The organism is Pseudomonas sp. JL27(2026), from assembly GCF_056933555.1.
This window is the reverse complement of sequence record NZ_CM167794.1, coordinates 1,132,591-1,156,730: the sequence shown is the minus strand read 5'-3', so window position 1 is coordinate 1,156,730 and position 24,140 is coordinate 1,132,591. Positions and strand designations below refer to the sequence as shown.

The 24,140-nt window shown below is 58.8% G+C and carries 26 protein-coding genes; 10 read left to right on the top strand and 16 right to left on the bottom strand.

The features are described 5' to 3' along the window. Positions 1-193: 193 nt before the first annotated feature. A complete protein-coding gene (gene rlmF / locus AC1Z1G_RS05250) occupies positions 194-1,216 on the top strand; it encodes a 23S rRNA (adenine(1618)-N(6))-methyltransferase RlmF (protein ID WP_483625447.1) in 1,023 nt (340 codons plus the stop codon). A gap of 198 nt (positions 1,217-1,414) precedes the next feature. Here the strand turns inward: rlmF and AC1Z1G_RS05245 are convergent, their stop codons facing one another. Continuing rightward, positions 1,415-1,696: an HU family DNA-binding protein gene (locus AC1Z1G_RS05245; RefSeq protein WP_007905514.1), complete on the bottom strand. Its 282-nt coding sequence runs from the start codon at positions 1,694-1,696 to the stop codon at positions 1,415-1,417. Positions 1,697-2,091: 395 nt separating this feature from the next. On the opposite strand from AC1Z1G_RS05245, the gene yejK reads away from it, so the two are divergent. Further along, on the top strand, positions 2,092-3,096 hold the full coding sequence (gene yejK / locus AC1Z1G_RS05240; protein ID WP_483625444.1) for a nucleoid-associated protein YejK: 1,005 nt from the start codon (positions 2,092-2,094) through the stop codon (positions 3,094-3,096). Beyond that, on the top strand, positions 3,096-3,446 hold the full coding sequence (locus AC1Z1G_RS05235; protein WP_483625442.1) for a glutaredoxin family protein: 351 nt from the start codon (positions 3,096-3,098) through the stop codon (positions 3,444-3,446). Before yejK ends, AC1Z1G_RS05235 begins: the two co-directional genes overlap by 1 nt. Before the next feature lie 171 nt (positions 3,447-3,617). Here AC1Z1G_RS05235 and AC1Z1G_RS05230 read toward each other — a convergent pair whose 3' ends face one another. From AC1Z1G_RS05230 to AC1Z1G_RS05210, 5 genes are all read right to left on the bottom strand, one after another. Further along, positions 3,618-4,553, bottom strand: coding sequence for a glutathione S-transferase family protein (locus AC1Z1G_RS05230; RefSeq protein ID WP_483625440.1), 936 nt, complete (start codon positions 4,551-4,553; stop codon positions 3,618-3,620). Positions 4,554-4,641: 88 nt separating this feature from the next. Continuing rightward, a complete protein-coding gene (locus tag AC1Z1G_RS05225) occupies positions 4,642-4,962 on the bottom strand; it encodes a GIY-YIG nuclease family protein (RefSeq protein ID WP_483625439.1) in 321 nt (106 codons plus the stop codon). A 40-nt stretch (positions 4,963-5,002) separates the two neighbouring features. Next, complete coding sequence (locus AC1Z1G_RS05220; protein WP_483625438.1) at positions 5,003-5,473, bottom strand: nuclear transport factor 2 family protein; 471 nt, start codon at positions 5,471-5,473, stop codon at positions 5,003-5,005. Positions 5,474-5,575: 102 nt separating this feature from the next. Continuing rightward, on the bottom strand, positions 5,576-6,889 hold the full coding sequence (locus AC1Z1G_RS05215; protein ID WP_483625436.1) for a CynX/NimT family MFS transporter: 1,314 nt from the start codon (positions 6,887-6,889) through the stop codon (positions 5,576-5,578). Then, the gene (locus AC1Z1G_RS05210; protein ID WP_483625434.1) at positions 6,879-7,538 is read right to left on the bottom strand and encodes a FadR/GntR family transcriptional regulator; all 660 of its coding nucleotides are present in this window, start codon (positions 7,536-7,538) and stop codon (positions 6,879-6,881) included. The genes AC1Z1G_RS05215 and AC1Z1G_RS05210 overlap by 11 nt, the downstream gene beginning before the upstream one ends. A 167-nt stretch (positions 7,539-7,705) precedes the next feature. On the opposite strand from AC1Z1G_RS05210, the gene AC1Z1G_RS05205 reads away from it, so the two are divergent. Both AC1Z1G_RS05205 and AC1Z1G_RS05200 read left to right on the top strand, forming a co-directional pair. After that, positions 7,706-8,017, top strand: a complete 312-nt coding sequence (locus AC1Z1G_RS05205) for a type II toxin-antitoxin system MqsR family toxin (protein WP_483625432.1) — start codon at positions 7,706-7,708, stop codon at positions 8,015-8,017. Next, complete coding sequence (locus AC1Z1G_RS05200; RefSeq protein WP_483625431.1) at positions 8,014-8,502, top strand: type II toxin-antitoxin system MqsA family antitoxin; 489 nt, start codon at positions 8,014-8,016, stop codon at positions 8,500-8,502. Before AC1Z1G_RS05205 ends, AC1Z1G_RS05200 begins: the two co-directional genes overlap by 4 nt. A 64-nt stretch (positions 8,503-8,566) precedes the next feature. Here AC1Z1G_RS05200 and AC1Z1G_RS05195 read toward each other — a convergent pair whose 3' ends face one another. From AC1Z1G_RS05195 to AC1Z1G_RS05180, 4 genes are all read right to left on the bottom strand, one after another. After that, entirely contained in the window at positions 8,567-9,331 is a 765-nt protein-coding gene (locus AC1Z1G_RS05195; protein WP_483625429.1) for an amino acid ABC transporter ATP-binding protein, read from the bottom strand. Between the two features lie 30 nt (positions 9,332-9,361). Beyond that, on the bottom strand, positions 9,362-10,459 hold the full coding sequence (locus AC1Z1G_RS05190; protein WP_483625427.1) for an amino acid ABC transporter permease: 1,098 nt from the start codon (positions 10,457-10,459) through the stop codon (positions 9,362-9,364). Between the two features lie 10 nt (positions 10,460-10,469). Beyond that, entirely contained in the window at positions 10,470-11,651 is a 1,182-nt protein-coding gene (locus AC1Z1G_RS05185; protein WP_483625425.1) for an amino acid ABC transporter permease, read from the bottom strand. A gap of 65 nt (positions 11,652-11,716) precedes the next feature. Continuing rightward, entirely contained in the window at positions 11,717-12,745 is a 1,029-nt protein-coding gene (locus AC1Z1G_RS05180) for an amino acid ABC transporter substrate-binding protein (RefSeq protein WP_483625424.1), read from the bottom strand. A 468-nt stretch (positions 12,746-13,213) separates the two neighbouring features. Between AC1Z1G_RS05180 and AC1Z1G_RS05175 the strand changes: the two genes are divergently transcribed. The 5 genes from AC1Z1G_RS05175 to AC1Z1G_RS05155 all read left to right on the top strand — a co-directional run bounded on the left by AC1Z1G_RS05175 (position 13,214) and on the right by AC1Z1G_RS05155 (position 18,566). Beyond that, complete coding sequence (locus AC1Z1G_RS05175; RefSeq protein ID WP_483625422.1) at positions 13,214-13,870, top strand: alpha/beta hydrolase; 657 nt, start codon at positions 13,214-13,216, stop codon at positions 13,868-13,870. 96 nt (positions 13,871-13,966) lie between these two features. Beyond that, entirely contained in the window at positions 13,967-15,454 is a 1,488-nt protein-coding gene (rhlB, locus tag AC1Z1G_RS05170) for an ATP-dependent RNA helicase RhlB (RefSeq protein ID WP_483625421.1), read from the top strand. Positions 15,455-15,581: 127 nt separating this feature from the next. Beyond that, the gene (locus tag AC1Z1G_RS05165) at positions 15,582-16,535 is read left to right on the top strand and encodes an ornithine cyclodeaminase family protein (RefSeq protein ID WP_483625419.1); all 954 of its coding nucleotides are present in this window, start codon (positions 15,582-15,584) and stop codon (positions 16,533-16,535) included. Positions 16,536-16,723: 188 nt separating this feature from the next. After that, on the top strand, positions 16,724-17,851 hold the full coding sequence (locus tag AC1Z1G_RS05160) for an NAD(P)/FAD-dependent oxidoreductase (RefSeq protein WP_483625417.1): 1,128 nt from the start codon (positions 16,724-16,726) through the stop codon (positions 17,849-17,851). An 88-nt stretch (positions 17,852-17,939) separates the two neighbouring features. Continuing rightward, the gene (locus tag AC1Z1G_RS05155; protein WP_483625416.1) at positions 17,940-18,566 is read left to right on the top strand and encodes a helix-turn-helix transcriptional regulator; all 627 of its coding nucleotides are present in this window, start codon (positions 17,940-17,942) and stop codon (positions 18,564-18,566) included. 151 nt (positions 18,567-18,717) lie between these two features. Here AC1Z1G_RS05155 and AC1Z1G_RS05150 read toward each other — a convergent pair whose 3' ends face one another. From AC1Z1G_RS05150 to AC1Z1G_RS05125, 6 genes are all read right to left on the bottom strand, one after another. Further along, a complete protein-coding gene (locus tag AC1Z1G_RS05150) occupies positions 18,718-19,494 on the bottom strand; it encodes an ABC transporter substrate-binding protein (RefSeq protein WP_483625414.1) in 777 nt (258 codons plus the stop codon). Between the two features lie 309 nt (positions 19,495-19,803). Then, a complete protein-coding gene (moaE, locus tag AC1Z1G_RS05145) occupies positions 19,804-20,256 on the bottom strand; it encodes a molybdopterin synthase catalytic subunit MoaE (protein ID WP_483625413.1) in 453 nt (150 codons plus the stop codon). A 1-nt stretch (position 20,257) separates the two neighbouring features. After that, a complete protein-coding gene (locus AC1Z1G_RS05140) occupies positions 20,258-20,500 on the bottom strand; it encodes a MoaD/ThiS family protein (RefSeq protein WP_483625411.1) in 243 nt (80 codons plus the stop codon). Continuing rightward, positions 20,497-20,970 carry a cyclic pyranopterin monophosphate synthase MoaC gene (moaC, locus tag AC1Z1G_RS05135; RefSeq protein WP_483625409.1) on the bottom strand — a complete coding sequence of 158 codons (474 nt, stop codon included), beginning with the start codon at positions 20,968-20,970 and terminating at the stop codon, positions 20,497-20,499. The genes AC1Z1G_RS05140 and moaC overlap by 4 nt, the downstream gene beginning before the upstream one ends. A gap of 235 nt (positions 20,971-21,205) precedes the next feature. Continuing rightward, positions 21,206-22,600, bottom strand: coding sequence for a PhoH family protein (locus AC1Z1G_RS05130; RefSeq protein WP_483625408.1), 1,395 nt, complete (start codon positions 22,598-22,600; stop codon positions 21,206-21,208). A gap of 325 nt (positions 22,601-22,925) precedes the next feature. Continuing rightward, positions 22,926-24,050, bottom strand: coding sequence for a polysaccharide deacetylase family protein (locus AC1Z1G_RS05125; protein WP_483625407.1), 1,125 nt, complete (start codon positions 24,048-24,050; stop codon positions 22,926-22,928). Positions 24,051-24,140 lie beyond the last annotated feature (90 nt).

The window sequence follows — 24,140 nt, the reverse complement described above, 5'->3', positions numbered from 1 at the left end:
GAAATTCCAATGTGGGAGCGGGCTTGCTCGCGAAAGTGGAGTGTCAGCCAACATGAATGTTGAATGTTAAACCGGCTTCGCGAGCAAGCCCGCTCCCACACTTGATCGGTGTTATCTGCACTTTTGTCATCAATCCTGAGCTGATGTGGGACAATGCCCGCCACTTTGAGCCAAAACCCTGAATCGACTTCCCATGACCGCCCCTAGCAAACCCAAAGCCCCGCGCCAAAAGCCAAAACCTGCGACCCCGGCCAAAGCCGTGGAGCCGCGCGAGAAGGCCAGTCTGCACCCGCGCAATCGCCATCAGGGTCGTTACGACTTCCCGGCGCTGATCAAAACCACGCCAGAACTCGCGAAGTTCGTGATCATCAATCCGTACGGCAAGGAAAGCATCGACTTCGCCAGCCCGGACGCGGTGCGTGTGTTCAACCGGGCGCTGCTCAAGTCGTTCTACGGCGTCGCCCATTGGGACATCCCGGCTGACTACCTCTGCCCACCGGTTCCGGGCCGTGCCGACTACGTGCACTTCCTGGCCGACCTGCTGGCCAGCGTCAACGACGGCGAGATCCCTCGCGGCGCGCCGGTCAAGGTGCTCGATATCGGCATGGGCGCCAACTGCGTCTATCCGCTGATCGGCTACAGCGACTACCGCTGGCACTTCCTGGGCTCGGAAATCGATCCGACGGCCGTGGCTGCCGCTAAAGCCATCGTACAGTCCAACGGGCTGAACAAAGCCATCCAGTTGCGCCAGCAAAGCAATCCCAAGCACATTCTGCTGGGCCTGCTCGAACCCGGCGAACGCTTTGACCTGACCATGTGCAACCCGCCGTTCCACGCCTCGATGGACGAGGCTACCCGGGGCAGCGAGCGTAAATGGCGCGCCCTGGGCCGCGCCGATCCAAAACGCAAACTGCCGGTGCTGAACTTTGGCGGTCAGTCGGCAGAACTGTGGTGTGAAGGCGGCGAAGCACGATTTGTGACACAACTGATCGCCGAGAGTGCGCATTTCCAACACAAAGTGCTCTGGTTCAGCACCCTGGTCTCGAAGGCGTCAAACCTGCCAGCGATTGAGACGGCCCTGAAAAAGGCCGGCGTCCTGGAAAGCCAGGTGGTGGAAATGTCTCAGGGCCAGAAGAAAAGCCGCTTCGTGGCCTGGACCTTCCAGACCAAGTCCGAGCAGCAAGTCTGGCGCGAGCGCTGGGTCCGTAAAAGCTGATTAACTGACCGACGCAGATCAACTGTGGGAGCGGGCTTGCTCGCGAAGGCGGTGTATCAGTCACCATTGAAGTCGACTGGCACGCCGCCTTCGCGAGCAAGCCCGCTCCCACATTGGTTTGCAGCATTTGCTGAATCGCAGGTACAAAAAAACCGTGCCCGGGTTGTCCCGGCGCACGGTTTTTTTATTACTGCGGTCTTACTTGTTAACAGCGTCGGTCAGGCCTTTGGCCACAACCAGCTTGATAACTTTCTTGGCAGCGATTTCGATGGCAGCGCCAGTCGAAGGGTTACGGCCGGTACGGGCAGGACGCTCGGTCACTTTCAGCTTACCGATACCTGGCAGGGTGATTTCGCCGCCGTTTTCCAGTTGATCAGCAACGATTTGGCCCAGTTGGTCCAGAGCGTTACGCGCGGTAGTTTTCGGCGCGTCGATGGCTTCAGCGATATCGGCGATCAGTTGGTCTTTAGTAAGAGCCATTTAGTGTTCCTTCCCTATCAAATTCATTTGGATTGCAGAGTGCAGTGTCAGCCATCGAGCCCGATCTTCTGGATCTGGCACCCCCGGCTAGAACCACGACGGATCGGGGTTATAGATACCGAAATCAGGGTTTGGTTCGACCTGACAAATGCTGAATGCACGCTTAACGCAGTGACTTCGCGTAAGACGGGGCAAAACTAGCACAGAGACGGGGAAATATCCGCCTCTACCTACCCATTTGGTCAGCTTTATCGCTCTAAAACGGCAAAAACCCCCATAAGGTCGCTCGGACCACCGCGAAACACCCTTCCACCCGCTCCAAAACCAGTGGTTGCGGTACACTGGGCACTTTTTCGGGGAGCGCGCCCTCCCCCCTTCAACCAGCCGAGAAGCCTATGCCGATCCGTCATTGCATCGTCCACCTGATCGACAAAAAACCCGACGGCACCCCTGCAGTTCTCCACGCTCGCGACTCGGAACTGGCAGAGTCCACAGCCATCGAGAACATGCTCGCCGACCTCAACGAAAGCTATAACGCCAAACAGGGCAAAGCCTGGGGTTTGTTTCATGCCGAATCCGGCGCGCACCCGTTCAGCGGCTGGCTGAAGGAATACCTCGACGGCGGGAAGGATTTCACCGCCTTCAGCCGCGTTGCGGTGGAACACCTGCAAAAACTGATGGAGGAATCGAACCTGTCGACCGGTGGTCACGTGCTGTTCGCCCACTATCAACAAGGCATGACCGACTACCTGGCCATCGCCCTGCTGCACCACAGCGAAGGTGTGGCGGTGACCGACCAGCTCGACGTGACCCCGTCGCGGCACCTGGACCTGGGCCAACTGCACCTCGCCGCACGAATCAACGTGTCCGAGTGGCAGAACAACAAGCAGTCCAAGCAATACATCTCGTTTATCAAAGGCAAGAACGGCAAGAAGGTTTCGGAATACTTCCGCGACTTCATCGGCTGCCAGGAAGGTGTCGACGGGCCGGGCGAAACCCGCACCCTGCTCAAAGCCTTCAGTGACTTCGTGGAAAGCGAAGACCTGCCGGAAGACTCTGCCCGCGAAAAAACCAAGACCCTGGTCGACTACGCCAGCAGCCAGGCCAAGCTCGGTGAGCCGATGGGCCTGGAAGAGCTGTCGGAACTGATTGATGAAGAACGCCCAAAAGCCTTCTACGACCACATCCGCAACAAAGATTACGGCCTCTCGCCCGAGATTCCGGCCGACAAACGCACCCTCAACCAGTTCCGCCGCTTCACTGGGCGCGCTGAAGGCCTGTCCATCAGCTTCGAAGCGCACCTGCTGGGCTCCAAGATCGAGTACGACGAAGAGGCCGGCACCCTGATCATCAAAGGCCTGCCCACCCAACTGACCGATCAGTTGAAGCGTCGCAACTGATGCTGGGCGGCGTACTGAAGAAATTCCTGCTGATCCTGCTGGTGGTCGTGGTCTACCAGAACTGGGGCAAGATCGAGCGGGTGTTCAACCCCTCGCAAGGCGTGTCCGAGCAGACCCAGGCCAACGCCAGGGTCACGCTCTACGCCACCGATTGGTGCGGCTACTGCAAGCTGACGCGGCGTTTTCTCGACCAGAAGGGTATCCCGTACAAGGAATTCGACATCGAGAAAGATGCCCAGGCGCGCAAGGCGTACGAAGCGCTGGGCGGGCGGGGCATTCCGCTGATTGATGTGAACGGTACGTTGATTCGCGGGTACGACCCGGATGAGATTCTCGCCGCATTGAAATAACCACTGACTCACTCAATCCCTGTGGCGAGGGAGCTTGCTCCCGTCGGGCTGCGTAGCAGCCCCAGACTCTTCGCAATGAACACCTGTTTTGTGAGCACTGCGCACTGGGTCAGGCGGGAGCAAGCTCCCTCGCCACAGGTTCAGCCCCGTTCAAACATCTGCGGTGTAAAGCTACTTCGCTTCAATCCGAAACCCGAACCGCGGAAAGTGCACATGCACCACGCCCGCACGCTCGTCTTCACGCCGCAGGATCAGCTCTTCGCTGCCGGCAAACAGCAACTCGCCCACCACTGGGTCAACGCCGTAATCCGTCGCGGCAATCGACACCTGCTGACCCGCCTCGAATCCGTTAGGCTCGCTGAACACTTCATCCGGCAAGGCAGCCGGCGCGCAATGGCGAGCAACGTCCAGCGCTTCTTGTGAGGCCATCTCGCTGAACGCGCCGTGCCCAAACCCCATCACCCGCCCCAACCAGGCCGACACAGCCGGATAAACATCGACCAACGGTGATGTCACCGGCGTACCCTTGAGAAACCATAGCGGGTGAGCCATGGAGAAGTCGGCAATCGACGGCTCACCAAACAGGAAGTCGCCATCCTCGCGCTGCAATTGCTGCTCGAGACGCGCCATGATCGTCGGCCATTGATGCTTGGCCAGCTCGGTCGACAACCGCGTCGCGCTGCCTCCGCTGAACAACCCGGCACGGTCAGCGACAAAGGCCTTCACCGCCTCGGGCGGCAACGTGGCAAACCGCACCGCTACCGATTCCGGTTGGAACACCAGGCTCACAGCATGCTGAAACACCACCGAATCGGCCCAGGCCGCAAACGTCGCGGTGATCATTTCCCGCCCTTCCGGGAAGAGCGCGGGCGAGGCTTTTTCCTGCTCCAGGCGTCGGGCAATCAGCGCCGTATCACAGTAGATATCAGCGCCAACCTGCAAGACCGGAGTCTTGCGATAACCGCCAGTCAGCGCCGTCAGGTCTGGTTTTGGCATCACCGGCGAGATTTTCACAGAACGCCAGGACAAGCCCTTGAAACCCAGCAGCAGCCGGGCCTTTTCCGCAAAGGGAGAAGTCGGGTAATGGTGAAGAATGATCTCTGACATGCTCGAACCCGCCGCTGGTGTAAGGAATCAGCAGCTTAGCGCGCAATCGGTTGGCAGCCCACCTGTCTGCCTGATGGGAACTGGTCAATCAGCGTGACAAGCCCGCAACAGCAGTCGCCACCAGACATTCCTTGGCGCTTTTCTTGAGTTTTTTGATCAGCCGTTCCTGGCGCAACGCTTCGCTTTTGTCGCGGCAGGCTTCGGTGTAGACCAGCGCCACGGCCGGGCTGGAGAGAAAAAAACGGGCGCCTTTACCGCTCTGATGCTTTGCAAAGCGCTTGATCGGGTCGTCGCTGATCCCGCAATACAACGAACCGTTGGCCGCACGAACCAGATAGACGAACCAGGGTTTGCTGATCGCAATCATGGTTTCATCATTGCTGGCGGAAGTTTCGCTAAGGGTGTTCACGTGACGATCAAGGCTTGTAGGAAAACAAGCCGCGATCTTATCAGCGACTGGCCTGGAATGCCTTCAGCCCCTTCAAGGCCTGGGCGCGAACAGCGTTGCCCACCAAAGGCGTCCACCCCAGCAACAGACCTTTGAAACCCAGGGCCTGACGCGACCAGCGCCACAGATCGAAATAATCGTGGTGCTCGCAGATCTTGCCGTCACGGAAAACGAAACGCGCCTGGATGTCGTTGACCACAGTGTTGCCGGTTTGGCTGAACAGGTAGGTCGCGACCCAATGGGCGCTGCCGGTGCGCTCGTCCGCACAAACGTTATCAAAGGTCAGGGAGAAGTCTTTGGCCCGGCTGGCCAGCATGCGCCACATGTCGCCGGCATCGCGCCCGCGCAGCTCGCCAAAGGCTGGATCACTGAACACCACGTCCTCGGTGTAGCAGGCGCTCATGGCCTCGGCATCCAGACGCTGGAACGCTTGATAGAACTCAGTGATCAATGCGCTGTGGGCATCACTCATGGACAGGCTCCCTGCATTTGCAAAAATGGCTTCGACAGATGCCTGCACGATAGTCTGCAAATGCCGGCAAGACTACCGGCATTCACGGTGGGAATAGTCGTCTCAGACCCTTTCGCTTTTGACCTGTACATACAGCGAACGCCCGGCGCCGAGGCCAGCGATGATCGCGCCAAGGCCGATGACCCCGAAGATCCAGCCCAGCGCGGTCCAGCCGCCTGTCCAATCGTGCACCAGACCGACCGCGAACGGCCCCATGGAGGCCAGGGTGTAACCAAAACCCTGGGCCATGCTCGACAGGTTGGCCGCGACGTGGGCATCACGCGAACGCAGCACAATCAGGGTCAACGCCAGGCTGAACGTCCCGCCCTGCCCTAGTCCGAGCAAAATTGCCCAGCCCCACAGGCCTTCAATCGGCGCATACAGGCAACCGAACAGACCACCCAGCGTCAGCAGCATGACGATGACAATCGCCAGCCGTTGATCCTTGCCACGCGTCGCCAACCACGGCGCCGCCAGCGAACTGGCCAACTGGACGATCACCGAACCGGACAGCACCAACCCGGCCTGGGTTGGGGTCAGGCCGCGACCGATCAGGATCGATGGCAACCAGCCGAAGACGATATACGCCAGCGAGGATTGCAGGCCCATGTACAAGGTCACTTGCCAGGCCAGCGGATCACGCAGCAAACCGCGCACCCGATACGCCACGTTGTGCGCACCGTGTTTTTGCCCGACTTGCGGCAACCAGAAGATGGCCGCGATCAAGGCCGGTACCACCCAAAAGCCCAGGCCCAATGCCCAGCGTTTGTCGAAATGCTCGCTCAAGGGCACGGTTGCCCCGGCCGCCATGGCCGCGCCGAGGCACAGCGCCATCGTATAGACACCGGTCATGGTGCCGGCGTGTCTGGCGAAGTCGCGCTTGACGATGCCCGGCAGCAATACACCGATCACACCAATGCTGGCACCGGCCAGAATGCTCCCGGCAAACAGGCCGATCTCACCAAACGAGCTGCGCAGGATGATCCCGCCAGCCAGCGTCAGCAAAATCCCCAGCACCACACGTTCAGCACCAAAACGCCGCGCCAGCACCGGCGCCAGCGGAGCAAACAGACCGAGGCAAAGCACCGGCAAGGTAGTCAGCAACCCCGCCTGCGCCGCCGACAGGCCTAGGTTTTTCGATACATCACTGAGCAGCGGCGCCATGCTCGACAGCGCCGGACGCAAGTTCAACGCAACCAGAATCAACCCCAACAGCAACAGCCACGGGCGGCGCAAGACCGGATGGCTTTGCTGGACCTGTTCGTCATCGGCCTCGGCGTCGATCAGCAGCTCTTCAAGCTCTGCCTCGCGCTTGGGTTGCAGCGCGAGGGAGCTCGCCGTTGGGCTGGGCATGGCGTTCTCGGTTTCAGGGTTCATTGATTAACTGCCTCGACAGGGCCTTGGCCCGCTCCGGGTCGCGCTGCTCGACGGCCTCAAGCAGTTCGATGTGCAAATCGAAGACTTCCTGGCGTCGGGGCGTGATGCTGAGGGTCTGGCGCAATTGCGCGCTGACGATGCTGGAAAAGTAGCGATACAGCTCACTGAGGGTGGGATTGTGCGCAGCGTCCACCAAACGACGGTGAAACACCAGGTCGCAGGCGATGTAGCTGTCGAGATCGCCATGATAGTGACTGCCGCTCGCCCCCAGAGCTTCGTGTAACCCCTTGAGGTCTTCGTCGGTACGTCGCAATGCTGCCAGGCCAATCGCCTCGACCTCAAGGATGTGCCGGGTTTCCCGAGCCTGCTCATGGGAACAACGGGACAGGGCCTTCATCGTGTCGAGGGGATCGACGACTGCCCGCAGATAACTGCCATCCCCCTGGCGAATCTCGATCAATCCGGAAAACGCCAACACACGCATGGCTTCACGCACGGTGTTGCGGCTGATGCCCAGCTCAGCGGCCAGCTCGGGCTCGGTGGGCAAGCGCTGCCCTACCTGCCAGACACCTTCATTGATGCGCAGGCGCAGCTGCTCCAGGGCTTGATCGACCAGGGAGCGTTTTATCAAGGGAGCTATGTCTGTCATGGAATTCGCCCTTTCATCCAATCATAGGATGAATTTTCCGACATGTTAGTCAGCATCATCCGAGAGGACAAGCACCTAGTGTTTAAGAGCAAGAAAAGGAGCGGGATTTTCGATTGGTCAAAATTACCCTTTAAGGGTAATTTCAGGGACAGGGTTCGTGGTTTCTTATGGAAAAGAGTACGCCTCACTTCGACTTGTCGGTCATCAAGGCTGAGGTCCGGAGACAAGGGGCCAAAGCTTTTACTCAAACCGCACTGAGGTCTGGGAAGAAAATGGGATGGACCCTGCGAGATATGGAACTCGCCATTTGCTCACTGGAACGGCGAATGCTCTACAAGTCGATGACTTGCTACACCGATCACCGAAACTGGCAGGACGTTTACCACACAATATTTCATGACCTTGAGCTTTACATCAAAGTGACCTACTGCCCCAACGGCGGACCTCCGGTGATCTCTTTCAAGGAGAAGAACTTATGAATACGCGGCAATGCATGAGCTGCGGCGCTCAAGACGCAATGCAACATTTCCAAGGTCGCAGTCTCTGTGTCGACTATAAGAACGTCTCACGATGGGTACACGACATTGCCGGCTGGGAATGCAGAGATTGCGCTGAAATCATTTTTGATAATGACACCGACAGCGCCGAGCGCTACTCCGATGCAGGCGATAAGTTGCTCGAAGATTGCTTTGAGATCATGGGTTCTGAGATGAAACGTATCCGCCGTAAACTGCACCTCACGCAGAAGGAAGCGGTAAAACTACTTTCCGGTGGCGGTCACAATGCATTTTCGCGATACGAGCGCGGTGAACTTCAACCTCCTCAAGCTTTGTTCACGCTGATGCGTCTGCTGGATCGTCATCCTCACCTACTGGCTGAAATACAAGCAATGAACAAAGGCACTGACTTGAAGCGGCTGCTGGCCACACGCTTCCCGGAAGAGGAAACAGTGCTGGCATCCTGACCCAGAACATCAGGCAAAAATAAACCCGGAACACGTCCGGGTTTATTTCACTGCCTGGCTTCGATCAATGCAGGATCTGGCTCAGGAACAGCTTGGTGCGTTCATTCTGCGGGTTGTCGAAGAAGTCGTTCGGCGCGGCTTGCTCGACGATTTCGCCCTTGTCCATGAAGATCACGCGGTTGGCCACGGTCCGGGCGAAACCCATTTCGTGGGTCACGCAGAGCATGGTCATACCGTCTTCGGCCAGGCCGATCATGGTGTCGAGTACCTCTTTCACCATCTCCGGATCGAGGGCCGAGGTCGGCTCGTCGAACAGCATGATTTTGGGTTTCATGCACAGTGCACGGGCAATCGCCACACGCTGTTGCTGGCCGCCAGACAGTTGCCCCGGAAACTTGTGCGCCTGTTCCGGGATGCGTACGCGCTCCAGGTAATGCATGGCAATTTCTTCAGCCTTGCGCTTGGGCATCTTGCGCACCCACATCGGTGCCAGCGTGCAGTTTTGCAGGATGGTCAGGTGCGGGAACAGGTTGAAGTGCTGGAACACCATGCCAACCTCACGACGAATTGCCTCGATCTGCTTGAGGTCGTTGGTCAACTCCACGCCATCGACCACAATGCGGCCCTGCTGGTGCTCTTCCAGACGGTTGAGGCAGCGAATGGTGGTCGACTTGCCCGAACCCGACGGCCCGCACAGAACAATACGCTCGCCCTGCTTGACGTTCAGGTTGATGTCTTTCAACACGTGGAACTGGCCGTACCACTTGTTCACACCCTGCATCTGAATAATGCCTTCAGGGCTCGACGGCTTTTTGATTGCTTCGCTCATAGCAGAACTTCCTAAATTAGGTACGGCGCTTTAGCGCTTGTGGCCAGTGTCCAGCTTGCGTTCCAAATGCATGGAATAGCGGGACATACCAAAACAGAAAATCCAGAACACCAGGGCCGCAAACACATAACCTTCAGTGGCCATACCAAGCCATTTCGGGTCGGCGGCGGCTTGCTTGACACTGTTGAGCAGGTCGAACAGGCCGATGATGATCACCAGGCTTGTGTCCTTGAACAGCGCAATGAAGGTGTTGACGATGCCAGGGATCACCAGTTTCAGGGCCTGCGGTAAAATCACCAGGCCCATGCTGCGCCAGTAGCCCAGCCCCATGGCGGCAGCCGCTTCGTACTGACCTTTGGGAATCGCTTGCAGACCGCCGCGCACCACTTCAGCCACGTAGGCCGACTGGAACAGGATCACACCGATCAAGGCTCGCAGCAGTTTGTCGAAGTTCATGCCTTCGGGCAGGAACAGCGGCAACATCACCGAGGACATGAACAGCACCGTGATCAACGGCACGCCGCGCCAGAATTCGATGAAGGTCACGCAGACCACACGAATCGCCGGCATGTTCGAGCGACGGCCCAGCGCCAGCACGATCCCCAGCGGCAAGGCGCCCGCAATACCCACGGTGGCAATGACCAGGGTCAGCATCAAGCCGCCCCATTGACTGGTCGCAACGTTGCTCAGGCCAAAGACGCCGCCATGCAGCAGGCAGTAGGCAATGATCGGGTACAGCACCAGAAAACTCAGGCCGTAAACCGCCTTGTGGTGGAAGCGCGAGATGAACAACGGTGCAATGCCGATCACCGCCAGCCACACGGTCAGGTCCACGCGCCAGCGCAGTTCGGGTGGGTAATAGCCATACATGAACTGGCCGAAACGCTGCTGGATGAACACCCAGCACGCGCCTTCCTTGGTGCAATCGGCACGGGTCGTCCCGACCCAGTTGGCATCCAGAATCGCCCAGTGCAGGATCGGCGGCACCACCAGATAAATCAGGTAGAACGCGAACAGCGTGAGCAGCGTGTTGATCCAGCTGGAGAACATGTGCTCGCGCATCCACGCCACGACACCGATGCTGCTCTTGGGCGGTGGCATGTCAGGTTTGAAAGTATGAATCGTCATGCGCGTTTCCTCACCGCTCGATCAGCGCAATGCGCTTGTTGTACCAGTTCATCAGCAGGGAAATGCTGATACTGATCGCCAGGTACACGCTCATGGTGATGGCAATAACCTCGATGGCCTGCCCGGTCTGGTTCAGCACCGTGCCGGCAAACAACGACACCATTTCCGGGTAACCGATACCGGCCGCCAGCGAAGAGTTTTTCGCCAGGTTCAGGTATTGGCTGGTCAGCGGAGGAATGATCACACGCAGGGCTTGCGGGATGATCACCTTGCGCAGGGTCGGCCCGTTGCGCAGCCCCAATGAGCGGGCTGCTTCGGTCTGGCCATGGCTGACCGACTTGATCCCCGAACGTACGATCTCGGCGATGAACGCCGCGGTGTACACCGTCAGGGCCAGGGTCAGGGCCAGCAACTCGGGAATCAACACCCAGCCACCGACGAAGTTGAAGCCCGCAAGCTTCGGCATTTCCCAATGCAGTGGCGCGCCGAAGATCAGCGCGCACAAGGCTGGAATCACTATGAACAGTGCCAGCCCGGTCCAGAATTTGTGGAAGGGTACACCCGTTGCTTCGAAGCGTTTGTTGGCCCAGCGGCACATCAGCACGATGGCGACAATTGCCACCACGATGCTGACCACAAACGGCCAGAAACCTTCACCTTTCAAGGCCGCTGGCATATTCAGGCCACGGCTGCTCATGAAGAACGTATCGGCGAAGTTATGACTGTTACGCGGCCCTGGCATGGTCAGGAACACCGCGAAGTACCAGAACAGGATTTGCAGCAGCGGTGGAATGTTGCGGAAAACCTCGACATAGATGGTCGCCAGCTTGCTGATGATCCAGTTATGCGAGAGCCGTGCGACGCCGATGATGAACCCCAGGATCGTCGCCAGAATCACGCCGATGAAGGTCACCAGCAACGTATTGAGCAAGCCGATGACAAACACCCGGGCATAGCTGTCCGATTCGGTGTAGTCGATCAGGTGTTGCGCGATACCGAACCCTGCACTGCGCTCCAGAAAGCTGAAGCCGGAAGTAATACCCCGGTGTTGCAGGTTGGTTTGAGTGTTGTTGAACAAGTACCAGCCCATCGAGATCACCGCGACAACCGTGATGATCTGGAATAGCCACGCACGCACTCGCGGATCGCTGAGGCTGAGCCTCTGCTTTGGTGCGCCGATTGATTTTTGCATGAAGTGCCCCGCAAAGAATGGAACAGAACATCACCCGGTGGTTGGCCCACCGGGTGACAGAACCATCAGCGCACTGGTGGTGCGTATTGAATGCCGCCGTTGTTCCACAGGGCGTTCAGGCCGCGGTCGATTTCCAGCGGAGTGCTCTTGCCGAGGTTTTTCTCGAACACTTCACCGTAGTTGCCGACCTGGCTGACCACCTTGACGACCCAGTCCTTCGGCAGTTTCAGGTCTTTGCCGTATTCACCGTCGCCACCCAGCAGACGGGCGACGTCCGGGTTCTTGGTCGACTTGGCTTCTTCAACCACGTTTTTCGACGTGATGCCTGCTTCTTCGGCGTTGAGCATGGCGAACAGGGTCCAGCGCACGATGCTGAACCACTCGTCGTCGCCGTTACGCACCACCGGCCCCAAAGGCTCCTTGGAGATGGTTTCCGGCAGCACGATGTAGTCTTTCGGCGAGGCCAGCTTGCTGCGCTGGGCAAACAGTTGGGACTTGTCGGAAGTCAGTACGTCGCAACGACCGGACTCCAGTGACTTGGCGCTTTCATCGGAGGTGTCGAACGTGATCGGGGTGTACTTCAGGCCGTTGGAGCGGAAGTAGTCGGAGACGTTCAGTTCAGTGGTGGTACCGGCCTGGATGCAGATGGTTGCACCGTCCAGCTCCTTGGCACTTTTCACGCCCAGCTTGTTGTTGGCCAGGAAACCAACGCCGTCGTAGTAGGTGACGCCGGTGAACTTCAGGCCCATGCCTGCATCACGGGAACTGGTCCAGGTGGAGTTGCGCGACAACATGTCGATTTCGCCCGATTGCAGCGCGGTGAAGCGCTCCTTGGCGTTCAACTGGCTGAACTTGACCTTGGTCGCGTCACCAAACACCGCAGCCGCCACGGCGCGGCAGACGTCAGCGTCGATACCGACGATCTTGCCGGTGGAGTCCGGCACCGAGAAACCTGGCAGACCGTCGCTGACGCCACATTGCACGAAGCCTTTTTTCTGCACCGCATCCAGGGTTGCACCCGCCTGAGCGAACCCGCTGACACCGAGTACGGCTGCAGCCGTCACGACGGCCAGGGTGGATTTCAACATCTTCATTCAAACCTCCAGTTTTGCTCTTGTTGTGTCGGAGCTTGAGTCCTGCCGCACCCTTATGAGGTGCTGTTGACCCGTGTTGGCTTTTTATAGGGTCAAGCGGCGTAAGACATTAGCTATGAGTCTAGTAGGAGAAAATCCACATCATGGAAAACTCACCTCCCGCCAATCGGCCGAACGGGCTGTAGCCCTTTCACATTCGCGAAGCCCGTAGCGGCCATTGGCGAACATCCATCACCGGATTCTTTGCTATCCCACCGCCCGCCGTAGCCTGATAGTGTTACCGGCCGGCGCAGGATTACTTGCACAGGTTTACTCATAGCAAAGCCCGTACCACCCCAGCCGCTCAAGCGATTCAGCCAGCGGTCAAGAGCAAAACGTGCAAGCGTGCGACAACTTATTAACTGATCGACCTGACACGCCCCCTGATCTCGCACTCAATGGGCGCGTGCGCACAATTTTGGAGCAACCATGACCCAGCCCTTGATTCTTCAGCCCAGCCAGCCCGTGGACGCCTGCGTAATCTGGCTGCACGGCCTGGGCGCCGATCGCTACGACTTCCTGCCGGTTGCCGAAGCCCTGCAAGAGAACCTGCTGAGTACGCGTTTCGTCTTGCCTCAGGCGCCGACCCGCGCCGTGACCATCAACGGTGGCTACGAGATGCCGAGCTGGTACGACATTTTGGCCATGAACCCGGCCCGGGCCATCAGCCGCGAACAGCTCGATGAGTCGGCAAACATGCTCACCGGCCTGATTGAAGAACAGCGCACCAGCGGAATAGACGCTTCGCGGATTTTTCTCGCCGGGTTTTCCCAGGGCGGTGCAGTGGTCCTGCACACCGCGTTCCTGCAATGGCAAGGCGCACTGGGTGGCGTACTTGCCCTCTCCACCTACGCACCGACCTTCAGTGATGAACTGGAATTATCGGCCAGCCAACAGCGGATTCCGGTGTTGTGCCTGCATGGCCAGTACGACGATGTGGTCCAGAACGCCATGGGGCGCACGGCCTACGAGCACCTGAAGACGCGTGGTGTCACCGTGACATGGCAGGAATACCCAATGGGTCACGAAGTGTTACCTGAAGAAATTCGGGATATCGGTACCTGGTTGGCCGAACGTTTGCGCTGATTTCAAAACTTCCTGCCGCTGTATGACCAACACACTACGCCGCGCCCGTTTCTTGCATTACACTGGCCGGCGTACATTCCTTAACCAACTGATGAGATGACCGTGCTCAGAGCACTCAAGAAAATGTTCGGTAAAAGCGAGGCTGAGCAGCTCGCGCCAGGCTCCAGCGCTCCTTCTCATACCCCCAGCCACCGTACCGACGGTAATCAGCCTGGCCGGACCGCAACCATAGCGGCACCGAAGCACGAGCCGGTGACCACACCGACCGCCCCATCTGCCCCGGCCATTGCCTCTGAACAACCGCGCAGCGAAGCCCCGAAACCTGCGAAACCACGCCGCGAACCGAAGCCAAAGGCGCCGGTCATACCCTGGAAACTCGAAGACTTCGTCGTCGAACCCCAGGAAGGCAAAACCCGCTTTCACGATTTCAAACTCGCCCCGGAACTGATGCACGCCATCCAGGACCTGGGCTTCCCGTACTGCACACCGATCCAGGCACAAGTGCTGGGCTTTACCCTCGCAGGCAAGGACGCCATTGGCCGTGCGCAGACCGGTACCGGTAAAACCGCCGCGTTCCTGATTTCGATCATCACCCAGTTGCTGCAAACCCCACCGCCGAAAGAGCGCTACATGGGCGAGCCGCGAGCACTGATCATCGCGCCGACGCGCGAACTGGTGGTGCAGATCGCCAAGGACGCGGCGGACCTGACCAAGTACACCGGCCTCAACGTCATGACCTTCGTGGGCGGCATGGACTTCGACAAGCAACTCAAGCACCTCGAAGCCCGCCACTGCGACATTCTCGTGGCCACTCCGGGTCGCTTGCTCGACTTCAACCAGCGCGGTGACGTGCATCTGGACATGGTCGAAGTCATGGTCCTGGACGAAGCCGACCGGATGCTCGACATGGGTTTCATCCCACAAGTGCGTCAGATCATTCGCCAGACTCCACCGAAAAACGAACGTCAGACCCTGCTGTTCTCCGCAACCTTCACCGAAGACGTGATGAACCTGGCGAAGCAATGGACCACCGACCCGTCGATTGTCGAGATCGAAGCGCAGAATGTGGCCAGCGAAAACGTCGAGCAGCACATCTATGCAGTGGCGGGTGCCGACAAGTACAAACTGCTCTACAACCTGGTCAACGACAACGGTTGGGAGCGGGTGATGGTCTTCGCCAACCGCAAGGACGAAGTGCGACGCATCGAAGAACGCCTGGTACGTGACGGCGTCAACGCAGCCCAGCTTTCCGGCGACGTTCCGCAGCACAAGCGCATCAAGACCCTGGAAGGTTTCCGCGAAGGCAAGATTCGCGTGCTGGTGGCCACCGATGTCGCCGGTCGGGGTATCCATATCGACGGCATCAGCCATGTGATCAACTTCACCCTGCCGGAAGTGCCGGACGACTACGTCCACCGCATTGGCCGTACCGGCCGTGCAGGCGCCGATGGCGTGTCCATCAGCTTCGCCGGTGAAGACGATTCCTACCAGTTGCCGTCCATCGAGGCGTTGCTGGGTCGCAAGATCAGTTGCGAAACCCCGCCGACCGAGTTGCTGCGCCCTGTAGAGCGCAAACGCCCTTAAACTCGAGTCGCACCCCAAAAAGCGCAGTCACAAACGGCTGCGCTTTTTTTACGCCCGGATATTGCCAAACAGAACAATAAGTCCACAATGGACAAATTAGTTTACCGGCAAGCCACGGAGCATTCCCATGTCCCACGCCCCTTTTGTGATCGACGCTGTTCAGGCCCGACAACTGCTCGAACAGGTCGATGTGCCGCAGATCCTGCGCAAGCTGTTCCGTGACCTTGCCGCAGGCCAAGCCGTGCAACCGGCCCAGCAACTGGTCGAATTCCCCCAAGGGGGCGGCGACTTCATCAACTACCTGGGTGTGCTGGCCCAAGAGCACGTGTATGGCGTAAAGACCTCACCCTACATCGTGCGCAAGGAAGGTCCGCTGGTGACGGCCTGGACGCTGCTGATGTCGATGCAAACCGGTCAGCCATTGTTGCTCTGCGACGCTGGCGAACTGACCACCGCCCGCACCGCTGCGACAACCGCAGTCGCCGTGGATGCCCTCGCCGCGCCGCAGGCCACGCGCCTGGCAATTATCGGCAGCGGCCCGGTGGCCCAGGCGCATTTGCGCTATGTCAAAGGCCTGCGGGACTGGCACGGCATCACCCTGTATTCCCCTGGCCTGACACGCAAAGACCCTCAGGCCCTGGCATCCTTGAAAGCCCTCGACCCGCGCCTGTACATTGCCAATAGTGGCGAGGAAGCCGTTCAGGGTGCTGATGTAATCATGCTCTGCACCTCGTCTGCCGGCCCTGTCATCGACCCACGGACCTTGAGCAAACCGGCGCTGATCACTTCCATCAGCACCAACGCGGTGCGCGCCCACGAAGTCCCACCTGAAACGCTGAGTGAAATGCAGGTTTATTGTGATTACCGCAAGACCACACCCGGTTCGGCCGGGGAAATGCTGATTGCCGGTGAACAGCATGGCTGGGACAACAACACGATTGCAGGCGACCTGGCTGAACTGTTGAGCGATATTGCGCCACGCCCGGAGTATGACCGCCACGTGTTCTTCCGCTCCATCGGTCTGGGCCTGGAGGACATTGCACTGGCCAATGCCATTTACCAGTTGCAAAGAAACCGATAAGTGCACCTGCCCTACTGTGGCGAGGTAGCTTGCTCCCGCTGGGTTGCCAAGCAACCCTAAAATCAGCCACCGCAGGTATTCAGATGGAACGCGACTGCCGGATTACGACCGCTTCGCGGCCGAGCGGGAGCAAGCTCCCTCGCCACAAGAGCCCACCGGTCCCAGACCGACAATGACAGGAGACGTTCATGACCCAGGCAGATTTCATCATCATCGGCGGCGGTATCGCCGGCGCGTCCACCGGCTTCTGGCTGTCGCAGCATGCCCGGGTGATTGTGCTCGAACGCGAATCCCATCCGGCCTACCATTCCACCGGACGTTCGGCGGCACTCTATTCCGCCGCTTATGGCACACCGCAAGTGCGCGCATTGACCCTGGCCAGCCGCAACTTCTTCGATGCGCCGCCAGCCGGTTTCTGTGAGCACCCGCTGCTGACACCACGCGGCGAAATGACCGTCGACTTCATCGGTGACCCGGCTGAGTTGAACAACCAGTACCTGAGCGCCAAGGCGACGGTGCCGCAGATGCTGATGCTCAGTGCTGACGAGGCCTGTGCGCGCATGCCGATCCTGCGACGCGAGAAGGTTCACGGTGCAATCTACGACCCGAGCGCCTCGGACATCGACACCGATGCCCTGCACCAAGGTTACCTGCGCGGTATCCGCCGCCATCAGGGTGAAGTCCACACCGACAGCGAAGTCCTGAGCCTTGCCCGGGACACTCAAGGCCTGTGGCACGTCGAAACCGCACAACAGACCTTCACCGCCCCCGTGATCATCAATGCCGCCGGGGCCTGGGCTGACACCCTCGGTGCAATGGCCGGGGCCAAGCCGCTGGGCCTGCAACCCAAACGCCGCGCCGCATTCATCTTCGCCGGGCCCGAAGGTCTGGACAGCCACGACTGGCCAATGCTGGTCAGTCTCGACGAATCGTTCTACATGAAACCCGACGCCGGAATGTTCCTCGGCTCCCCAGCCAATGCCGACCCGGTCGAACCTCATGATGTGCAGCCTGAAGAGCTGGACATTGCCATGGGTATTTATCAGATCGAGGAAGCCACCACGCTGACCATCCGCCGTCCGGTGCGGACCTGGGCCGGGTTGCGTAGTTTTGTTCACGATGGTGACCTGGTCAGCGGTTTCGACCCGCAGGTGCCGGGTCTGTTCTGGGTCGCGGCCCAGGGCGGTTATGGCATCCAGACGTCGCCCGCCATGGGCCAGGCCAGTGCGGCGCTCGTTCGCGGCGAGGCCCTGCCTGAACACCTCGCCGGGTTTGGCCTGTCGAGCGACATGCTCTCACCTGCACGTTTGGGTTAGCGCCTGACTTCGGATGACGACCTGCCTCGATTGCGGCACACTCGCAGCGCCCTTTTCTACAGGGCGCTGACTGCCTGGAGTTCCACCGATGACCCCACCTCTTCAAGACCCTGCACTGGATAACTTCCGGGCGATCGCCGATGCCATTGCCACGCTGTTTTTCCCCCACGCCGAGGTGGTACTGCACGACCTGCGTACACAGAAAATCGATTACATCGCCAACAACATTTCCAAGCGCGAAGTGGGTGATGATGCGGCCCTAGAGGACATGCTCAGCGAAGGCACTCTTGAGCGGAACATCGGCCCCTACGAGAAACTCAACTGGGATGGTCAGAAGATTCGCAGCCTCAGCAGCGTCTTACGCGACAGCGACGGCCTGCCGATCGCAATGTTGTGCATCAACCTGAACATTTCACTGTTCGAAAACGCCAAGGCTGCACTGGATCTGTTTCTCTCGCCGAGCAAACTGATCCCTCAACCAGACGCCTTGTTTCGCGATGACTGGCAGGAAAGGATCAACACCTTCCTGCACAACTGGCTGCGCGAACGGCAATTGGGCCTGAATATGCTGACCCGCGAACACAAACGCGAACTGGTGCTGGCGCTGCACGCCGAAGGCGCCTTCAAGGGCAAAAGCGCCTCCAACTATGTGGCCAATGTGCTGAACATGGGGCGGGCAACGGTGTACAAGCATTTGAAGGAATTGAAGGGCTGATACTTACCTTTGTGGCGAGGGAGCTTGCTCCCGCTCGACTGCAAAGCGGTCGTAAACCCGGCAAGCGCTTTGCACCTGGCAGAGCGCATCGCCCGAGTTCAGGGCCGCCTCGCACCCCAGCGGGAGCAAGCTCCCTCGCCACAAGTCATCATCAGTCGCCGTAGATATCCGACTTGAAGTATTTGTCTGAGATCTTCTGGTACTCGCCATCGGCCCGAATCCCGTCGATGGCCTTGTTCAGTTCGGCAACCAATTCGGCATTGCCCTTGCGCACGGCAATCCCGGCGCCCTCACCGACGTATTTCGGATCCTTGAGCTCCGGCCCGACAAAGGCATACCCCTTGCCTCGCGGCATCGACAAAAAGTCAGCCAGTGGAATGGTGTCGGCAAAAATCGCATCCAGGCGCCCGGCCGCCAGGTCCATGTAAATCTCTTCGTTGTTGCTGTAGCGCTTGACGATGACGCCTTTGGGCTCCAGGACTTCGATGGCATAGCGATCCGTGGTGGTCGCTCGTTGAACGCCAATGGTTTTGCCCTTGAGGCTGACGTACTGATCATCCACCACCGCACCTTCCTTCATCACCAATCGCGATGAAGTGAAGTAGTACTTGTGGGTGAAGTCCACCGACTTTTTGCGGTCTTCGTTGATGGTCATGGACGACAGTGCTGCGTCGATTTTCTTCACCTTGAGGGACGGAATCAAACCGTCGAACTCGCCCTCGACCCACTCGCATTTGACCTTCATCTGCGTGCATAACGCATTGCCGATGTCATAGTCGAAACCAGTGATTTTGCCATCAGAGGTCTTGGAGGCAAACGGCGGATAGGCCGCTTCGATACCAATACGCAGGGTTTTCTCAGCGGCGAACAGGCTGCCACACGCCAACAGACTCAAGGCCAGGCCAGTGACAAGGGGAAGTTTCTTCATATTCGTTCTCTCGCAGGTTGTTGTTGGTTTGGCAGGAGAAGATCAGTTGCAAGCAAGTGGCTGTCTTGTACTTATAAATCCATACTGGACTTTTATGTATTTTCCGTCAATCAGGCACGCGCAGTTCTTTCGCCCTCTGGTCGGGAGGTGGACTTGAGAGGAATCGGGGGAGAAATTGGACGTAACTGATGGCCCTATCGCGGGCAAGCCTTGCGCCTACGGCTTTAAATCGTTCGCCAATTCGCGGTCGACTCAATACCTGTAGGAGCAAGGCTTGCCCACGATGACGTACTCAAGAGTGCTGAGGGACTACCTCTTCCAGCGATCAGCCGCTGCGTGATCGCTGTCACGCCCTTCCACCCAGCGGGGGCCGTCGGCAGTGGTTTCTTTTTTCCAGAACGGTGCACGGGTTTTCAAGTAGTCCATGACAAAGGCACAGGCCTCGAATGCCGCCTGGCGGTGGGCACTCGCCGCGCCGACAAAGACGATGGGTTCGCCCGGCTCCAATGCGCCGATGCGGTGCAGCACTTCCAGCTTGAGCAGCGGCCAGCGCTGTTCGGCCTCAACGGCGATTTTGCCAAGGGCCTTTTCGGTCATGCCCGGATAATGCTCCAGAAACATCCCGGCGACGTCGAGGCCGTCATTGAAGTCGCGCACATAGCCGACAAAACTCACCACCGCGCCCACACCGACATTTGCCGCGTGCATCGCGTTGACTTCAGCGCCCGGATCGAACGCTGTGGGCTGCACGCGAATCGCCATTTCAGCCTCCGGTGACCGTGGGGAAAAACGCCACTTCGTCGCCATCGACGAGCGGTTCGTCGAGCTGGCACAGGTCTTCATTGCGAGCGCACATCAGGTTCTGCTCACTCAGCACTTCGGCGCCTTCGCGTTGCGCCAACAGCACACGCACATCGTCGATCGTGGCGAAGTCGCCTTCAACGCTCAACGCATCCACGCCCAGCGCCTCGCGGTAGCGGGCGAAAAACTTCACCGTCAGTTTCATTGATCGGCCACCTGATAATGCCCGCTCTTGCCACCCAGTTTTTCCAGCAAGCGTACGGTTTCAATGACCATGCCCCGGTCCACGGCCTTGCACATGTCGTAAATCGTCAGCGCGGCGATGCTGGCGGCAGTCAGCGCTTCCATTTCCACCCCGGTCTGCCCGGCCAGTTTGCAACGAGCGACGATGCGCACGGCGTCAATGCCTTCGGCACTGAGTTCGACCTTGACGCTGGTGAGCATCAGCGGATGGCACAACGGGATCAGATCAGAGGTTTTCTTTGCCGCCTGAATACCGGCAATGCGCGCCACAGCGAACACGTCACCTTTGGGGTGACCACCGCTGACGATCATCTGCAGGGTTTCAGGGCGCATACGCACAAGTGCTTCGGCCGTGGCTTCACGGGACGTCACGGCTTTTTCGGTAACGTCGACCATGTTGGCGCGACCTTGGGAATCGAGATGAGTCAGCACAGCCTTACTCCTGATCAGGAGCACCGATTGTAAACCCGTGGGTCAATTTTTCGCGAGTTTGATTGCAAGACCACCACAAACCAATGTGGGAGCGGGCTTGCTCGCGAAGGCGGTGTGTCAATCAACGTAAATATTGGATGTTAAGCCGCCTTCGCGAGCAAGCCCGCTCCCACAGGGGGTTATGTGTCAGACACAAAAAACCGGGCGGCTTGGGGGCCGCCCGGTTTGGGTGGGGTTACAAATGAGATTCGGCGTATTCGGCCAGAATCGAACGCGGTACCCCTTGCAGGGTGATGTGTACACCGTTGGGGAAATCCTTGAAGCGTTCAGTCAAGTACGTCAGCCCGGAACTGGTCGCGGACAGGTAAGGGGTGTCGATCTGCGCCAGGTTGCCCAGGCACACCACTTTGGAACCGGCGCCAGCACGGGTGATGATGGTTTTCATCTGGTGTGGTGTGAGGTTCTGGCATTCGTCGATCAGGATCAGGCTCTGCTGGAAGCTGCGGCCCCGGATGTAGTTGAGGGATTTGAACTGCAACGGCACTTTGCTGAGGATGTAATCGACGCTGCCATGGGTGCTTTCGTCATCCATGTGCAAAGCTTCGAGGTTGTCGGTGATAGCCCCCAGCCACGGCTCCATTTTTTCCGCTTCGGTACCCGGTAAAAACCCGATCTCCTGGTCCAGCCCCTGCACGCTGCGCGTCGCGATAATGCGCCGGTAACGCTTGCTGACCATGGTCTGCTCAATCGCTGCGGCCAGGGCCAGGATCGTTTTACCCGAACCCGCCGCCCCCGACAGATTGACCAGGTGAATGTCCGGGTCGAGCAAGGCGTACAGCGCCAGGCTCTGATAGATATCACGCGGTTTCAGGCCCCAGGCTTCCTGGTGCAACAGGGGTTCCTGATGCAGGTCGAGGATCAATAGTTTGTCGACCTGGATTTCCTTGATCCAGCCGACAAAACCCTGTTCGTCGATGATGAATTCGTTGATATGCACAGCCGGCAAGTTGTCGATCAGTTGTACCTGATGCCAGGTACGGCCGTGGTCCTGGCGAGTGTCGACCTTGCTCACACGGTCCCAGAACGAACCGGTCATGTTGTGGTAACCATTGGGCAGCAACGAAACGTCATCGACCAACTGGTCCGTGCTGTAGTCCTCGGCCGCGATCCCACAGGCGCGGGCCTTGAGGCGCATGTTGATGTCTTTGGTCACCAGCACCAGGCGCAGTTCCTTGTCCCGCGCATGCAGGTCGATCAACTGGTTGATGATGATGTTGTCGTTCAGGTGTTCGGGCAGAACAATGTTTGGCTCGGTGCGCTTGCTCATCAGAATCGACAGCAACCCCTTGGGCCCGCTTTTTCCGCGCTGGATCGGCACCCCCAGCTCAACGTCCTCGGGCGAGGCATCGCCCAGGGTCTTGTCGATCAGGCGAATGGCCTGACGGCATTCGGCCGCCACGCTGTGATGGCCACTCTTGAGCTTGTCCAGCTCCTCAAGGACGGTCATTGGAATGGCAACGTGGTGTTCTTCGAAGTTCAGGAGGGCGTTCGGGTCGTGAATCAATACGTTGGTATCGAGTACATAAAGGATTGGCTGGTTGGAAGAAGGGCTACGTCCGTGATCATCCATACTCGGTCACCTTTGTGGGAGCCAGTCGACGCAATACGCTGCGCCTCGAAGTGGCCACCGAATTCACCTGCCGTACTCAAGTGAACTGCACACGCGGGGGTCTTGGAAGACGCCACCTGTGTTGCAGGTTTCGGCGGTCTGTCTTCGTAATACTCCAAAAACCATGACAGGAAAAAGTACTTTGACGTTTTTTTGAAGTTTATTTTTCAGAGTGACGAATAGCCCTTGGCGAGTCGCCGCTACGCCGTTAAAGTCGAAAGTCCGCCTGCATCGAAATCTCGCTCAAAAAGCCCTCTCGCCCAACGTTTCCTGGCCTTTACCGGTTTCAGTGAAACGCGTCCTGGCAATCTTCCCAGCCGATCCCGCTTTCCCGGGTCTTCGAAAAAATCCACGGCATCGCTTCTTTCACCCCATCCTGCTTGGCGTTGAAGTTGATCACCCCGTGACGCCACAACAGCATCAGGGTCAACACCCGCTGAGCGCTCTGCTCGGCGCTGAGGCGACCGCCGACGTCCTGCGGGTCGATGTCCCACAGCGCCACCTGCAAACCCTGCGCCTTGAAAAAACCTTCCGCGTCCGCACGGCGCTGGCCATTGGGCGGGCGCACCAGCGGCACGAAGTTCTCCGGCAATTTGTTTTTCACCAGGTCGACACTGCGTGTGATCGAGTACTGCCAGTCCTGCCAATGGCTGTGGGAACGGAACTCCCAGCCTTGTACGCCGATGCACTGCTGTGAATAAAGCGCTTGCAGGCTGGCCACCGAACGCTGGGCCAGGCGCGCCTGAATGTCGCTCCCCAACACGAAGAATGTCGCGCTCAGGTTCGATTTACGCAGGTACTCGGTCAGCCACGCGGTGTTGTCGGGCGTGGCGTTGGCGGCGCTGTCAAAGGTCAGCAAAAACAGCCGGTCGTTGAGTTCGTCACCGTTGCGCTCGTAATCGCCATAGCGTTCGATCTCGCTGCTGGCCTGGGGAAACAATGCGGCCTTGCGCAATTGCTCATCCAGGTAGCGCTCATGGAACAACCGGCTCGGTCCGGCCCACTTTATATAGTAGGAGTCTTCACTGAGCTGAAATTTGCCCGCCTGCTGACGCAGGGTGTCGAGGTCTTCGACCAGGAAACAGAACGATGCGTCCTGATCGCAGCTCTGTTGGGCGAAGTTGTAGTTGGCCAGCAAGCGCTGCCACATCCGCTGGCGCACGGTGTTGATCGAGTCCAGATTGATCATGCGCAGCCCCAGGCGTTGTTTCAGCCCGGCCTCATCCAGTGCCTCGCTGGCCAGCAAGGCGCGCGCGAAGGTGAGGATTTCCGCCCGCGACGCAACGTCGAACAGGGTCGGGGTGGTCAACTGCTCAGGCCAGGTACTGCGGTCCAGCGTGGCCACGTCATTGGGGGCGGCGAGCGCGCCACAACTGAACAACAAGGCCGAGAAAAGCAAAACAATGCGCAATGGGATGTCTCCGTAACAAAACCCGCGCGGCACTATAGCTGATCCGACTCAAATTCCCGCAGCAGCGCCGAACTCATCGTGGCGAGGGAG

Excerpts from the sequence above, each read along its gene's own strand:
- rlmF (WP_483625447.1), top strand. The coding sequence starts at position 194 with ATGACCGCCCCTAGCAAACCCAAAGCCCCGCGCCAAAAGCCAAAACCT.
- AC1Z1G_RS05245 (WP_007905514.1), bottom strand. The coding sequence starts at position 1,696 with ATGGCTCTTACTAAAGACCAACTGATCGCCGATATCGCTGAAGCCATC.
- yejK (WP_483625444.1), top strand. The coding sequence starts at position 2,092 with ATGCCGATCCGTCATTGCATCGTCCACCTGATCGACAAAAAACCCGAC.
- AC1Z1G_RS05235 (WP_483625442.1), top strand. The coding sequence starts at position 3,096 with ATGCTGGGCGGCGTACTGAAGAAATTCCTGCTGATCCTGCTGGTGGTC.
- AC1Z1G_RS05230 (WP_483625440.1), bottom strand. The coding sequence starts at position 4,553 with ATGTCAGAGATCATTCTTCACCATTACCCGACTTCTCCCTTTGCGGAA.
- AC1Z1G_RS05220 (WP_483625438.1), bottom strand. The coding sequence starts at position 5,473 with ATGAGTGATGCCCACAGCGCATTGATCACTGAGTTCTATCAAGCGTTC.
- AC1Z1G_RS05215 (WP_483625436.1), bottom strand. The coding sequence starts at position 6,889 with ATGAACCCTGAAACCGAGAACGCCATGCCCAGCCCAACGGCGAGCTCC.
- AC1Z1G_RS05210 (WP_483625434.1), bottom strand. The coding sequence starts at position 7,538 with ATGACAGACATAGCTCCCTTGATAAAACGCTCCCTGGTCGATCAAGCC.
- AC1Z1G_RS05205 (WP_483625432.1), top strand. The coding sequence starts at position 7,706 with ATGGAAAAGAGTACGCCTCACTTCGACTTGTCGGTCATCAAGGCTGAG.
- AC1Z1G_RS05200 (WP_483625431.1), top strand. The coding sequence starts at position 8,014 with ATGAATACGCGGCAATGCATGAGCTGCGGCGCTCAAGACGCAATGCAA.
- AC1Z1G_RS05195 (WP_483625429.1), bottom strand. The coding sequence starts at position 9,331 with ATGAGCGAAGCAATCAAAAAGCCGTCGAGCCCTGAAGGCATTATTCAG.
- AC1Z1G_RS05190 (WP_483625427.1), bottom strand. The coding sequence starts at position 10,459 with ATGACGATTCATACTTTCAAACCTGACATGCCACCGCCCAAGAGCAGC.
- AC1Z1G_RS05185 (WP_483625425.1), bottom strand. The coding sequence starts at position 11,651 with ATGCAAAAATCAATCGGCGCACCAAAGCAGAGGCTCAGCCTCAGCGAT.
- AC1Z1G_RS05180 (WP_483625424.1), bottom strand. The coding sequence starts at position 12,745 with ATGAAGATGTTGAAATCCACCCTGGCCGTCGTGACGGCTGCAGCCGTA.
- AC1Z1G_RS05175 (WP_483625422.1), top strand. The coding sequence starts at position 13,214 with ATGACCCAGCCCTTGATTCTTCAGCCCAGCCAGCCCGTGGACGCCTGC.
- rhlB (WP_483625421.1), top strand. The coding sequence starts at position 13,967 with ATGACCGTGCTCAGAGCACTCAAGAAAATGTTCGGTAAAAGCGAGGCT.
- AC1Z1G_RS05165 (WP_483625419.1), top strand. The coding sequence starts at position 15,582 with ATGTCCCACGCCCCTTTTGTGATCGACGCTGTTCAGGCCCGACAACTG.
- AC1Z1G_RS05160 (WP_483625417.1), top strand. The coding sequence starts at position 16,724 with ATGACCCAGGCAGATTTCATCATCATCGGCGGCGGTATCGCCGGCGCG.
- AC1Z1G_RS05155 (WP_483625416.1), top strand. The coding sequence starts at position 17,940 with ATGACCCCACCTCTTCAAGACCCTGCACTGGATAACTTCCGGGCGATC.
- AC1Z1G_RS05150 (WP_483625414.1), bottom strand. The coding sequence starts at position 19,494 with ATGAAGAAACTTCCCCTTGTCACTGGCCTGGCCTTGAGTCTGTTGGCG.
- moaE (WP_483625413.1), bottom strand. The coding sequence starts at position 20,256 with ATGGCGATTCGCGTGCAGCCCACAGCGTTCGATCCGGGCGCTGAAGTC.
- AC1Z1G_RS05140 (WP_483625411.1), bottom strand. The coding sequence starts at position 20,500 with ATGAAACTGACGGTGAAGTTTTTCGCCCGCTACCGCGAGGCGCTGGGC.
- AC1Z1G_RS05130 (WP_483625408.1), bottom strand. The coding sequence starts at position 22,600 with ATGGATGATCACGGACGTAGCCCTTCTTCCAACCAGCCAATCCTTTAT.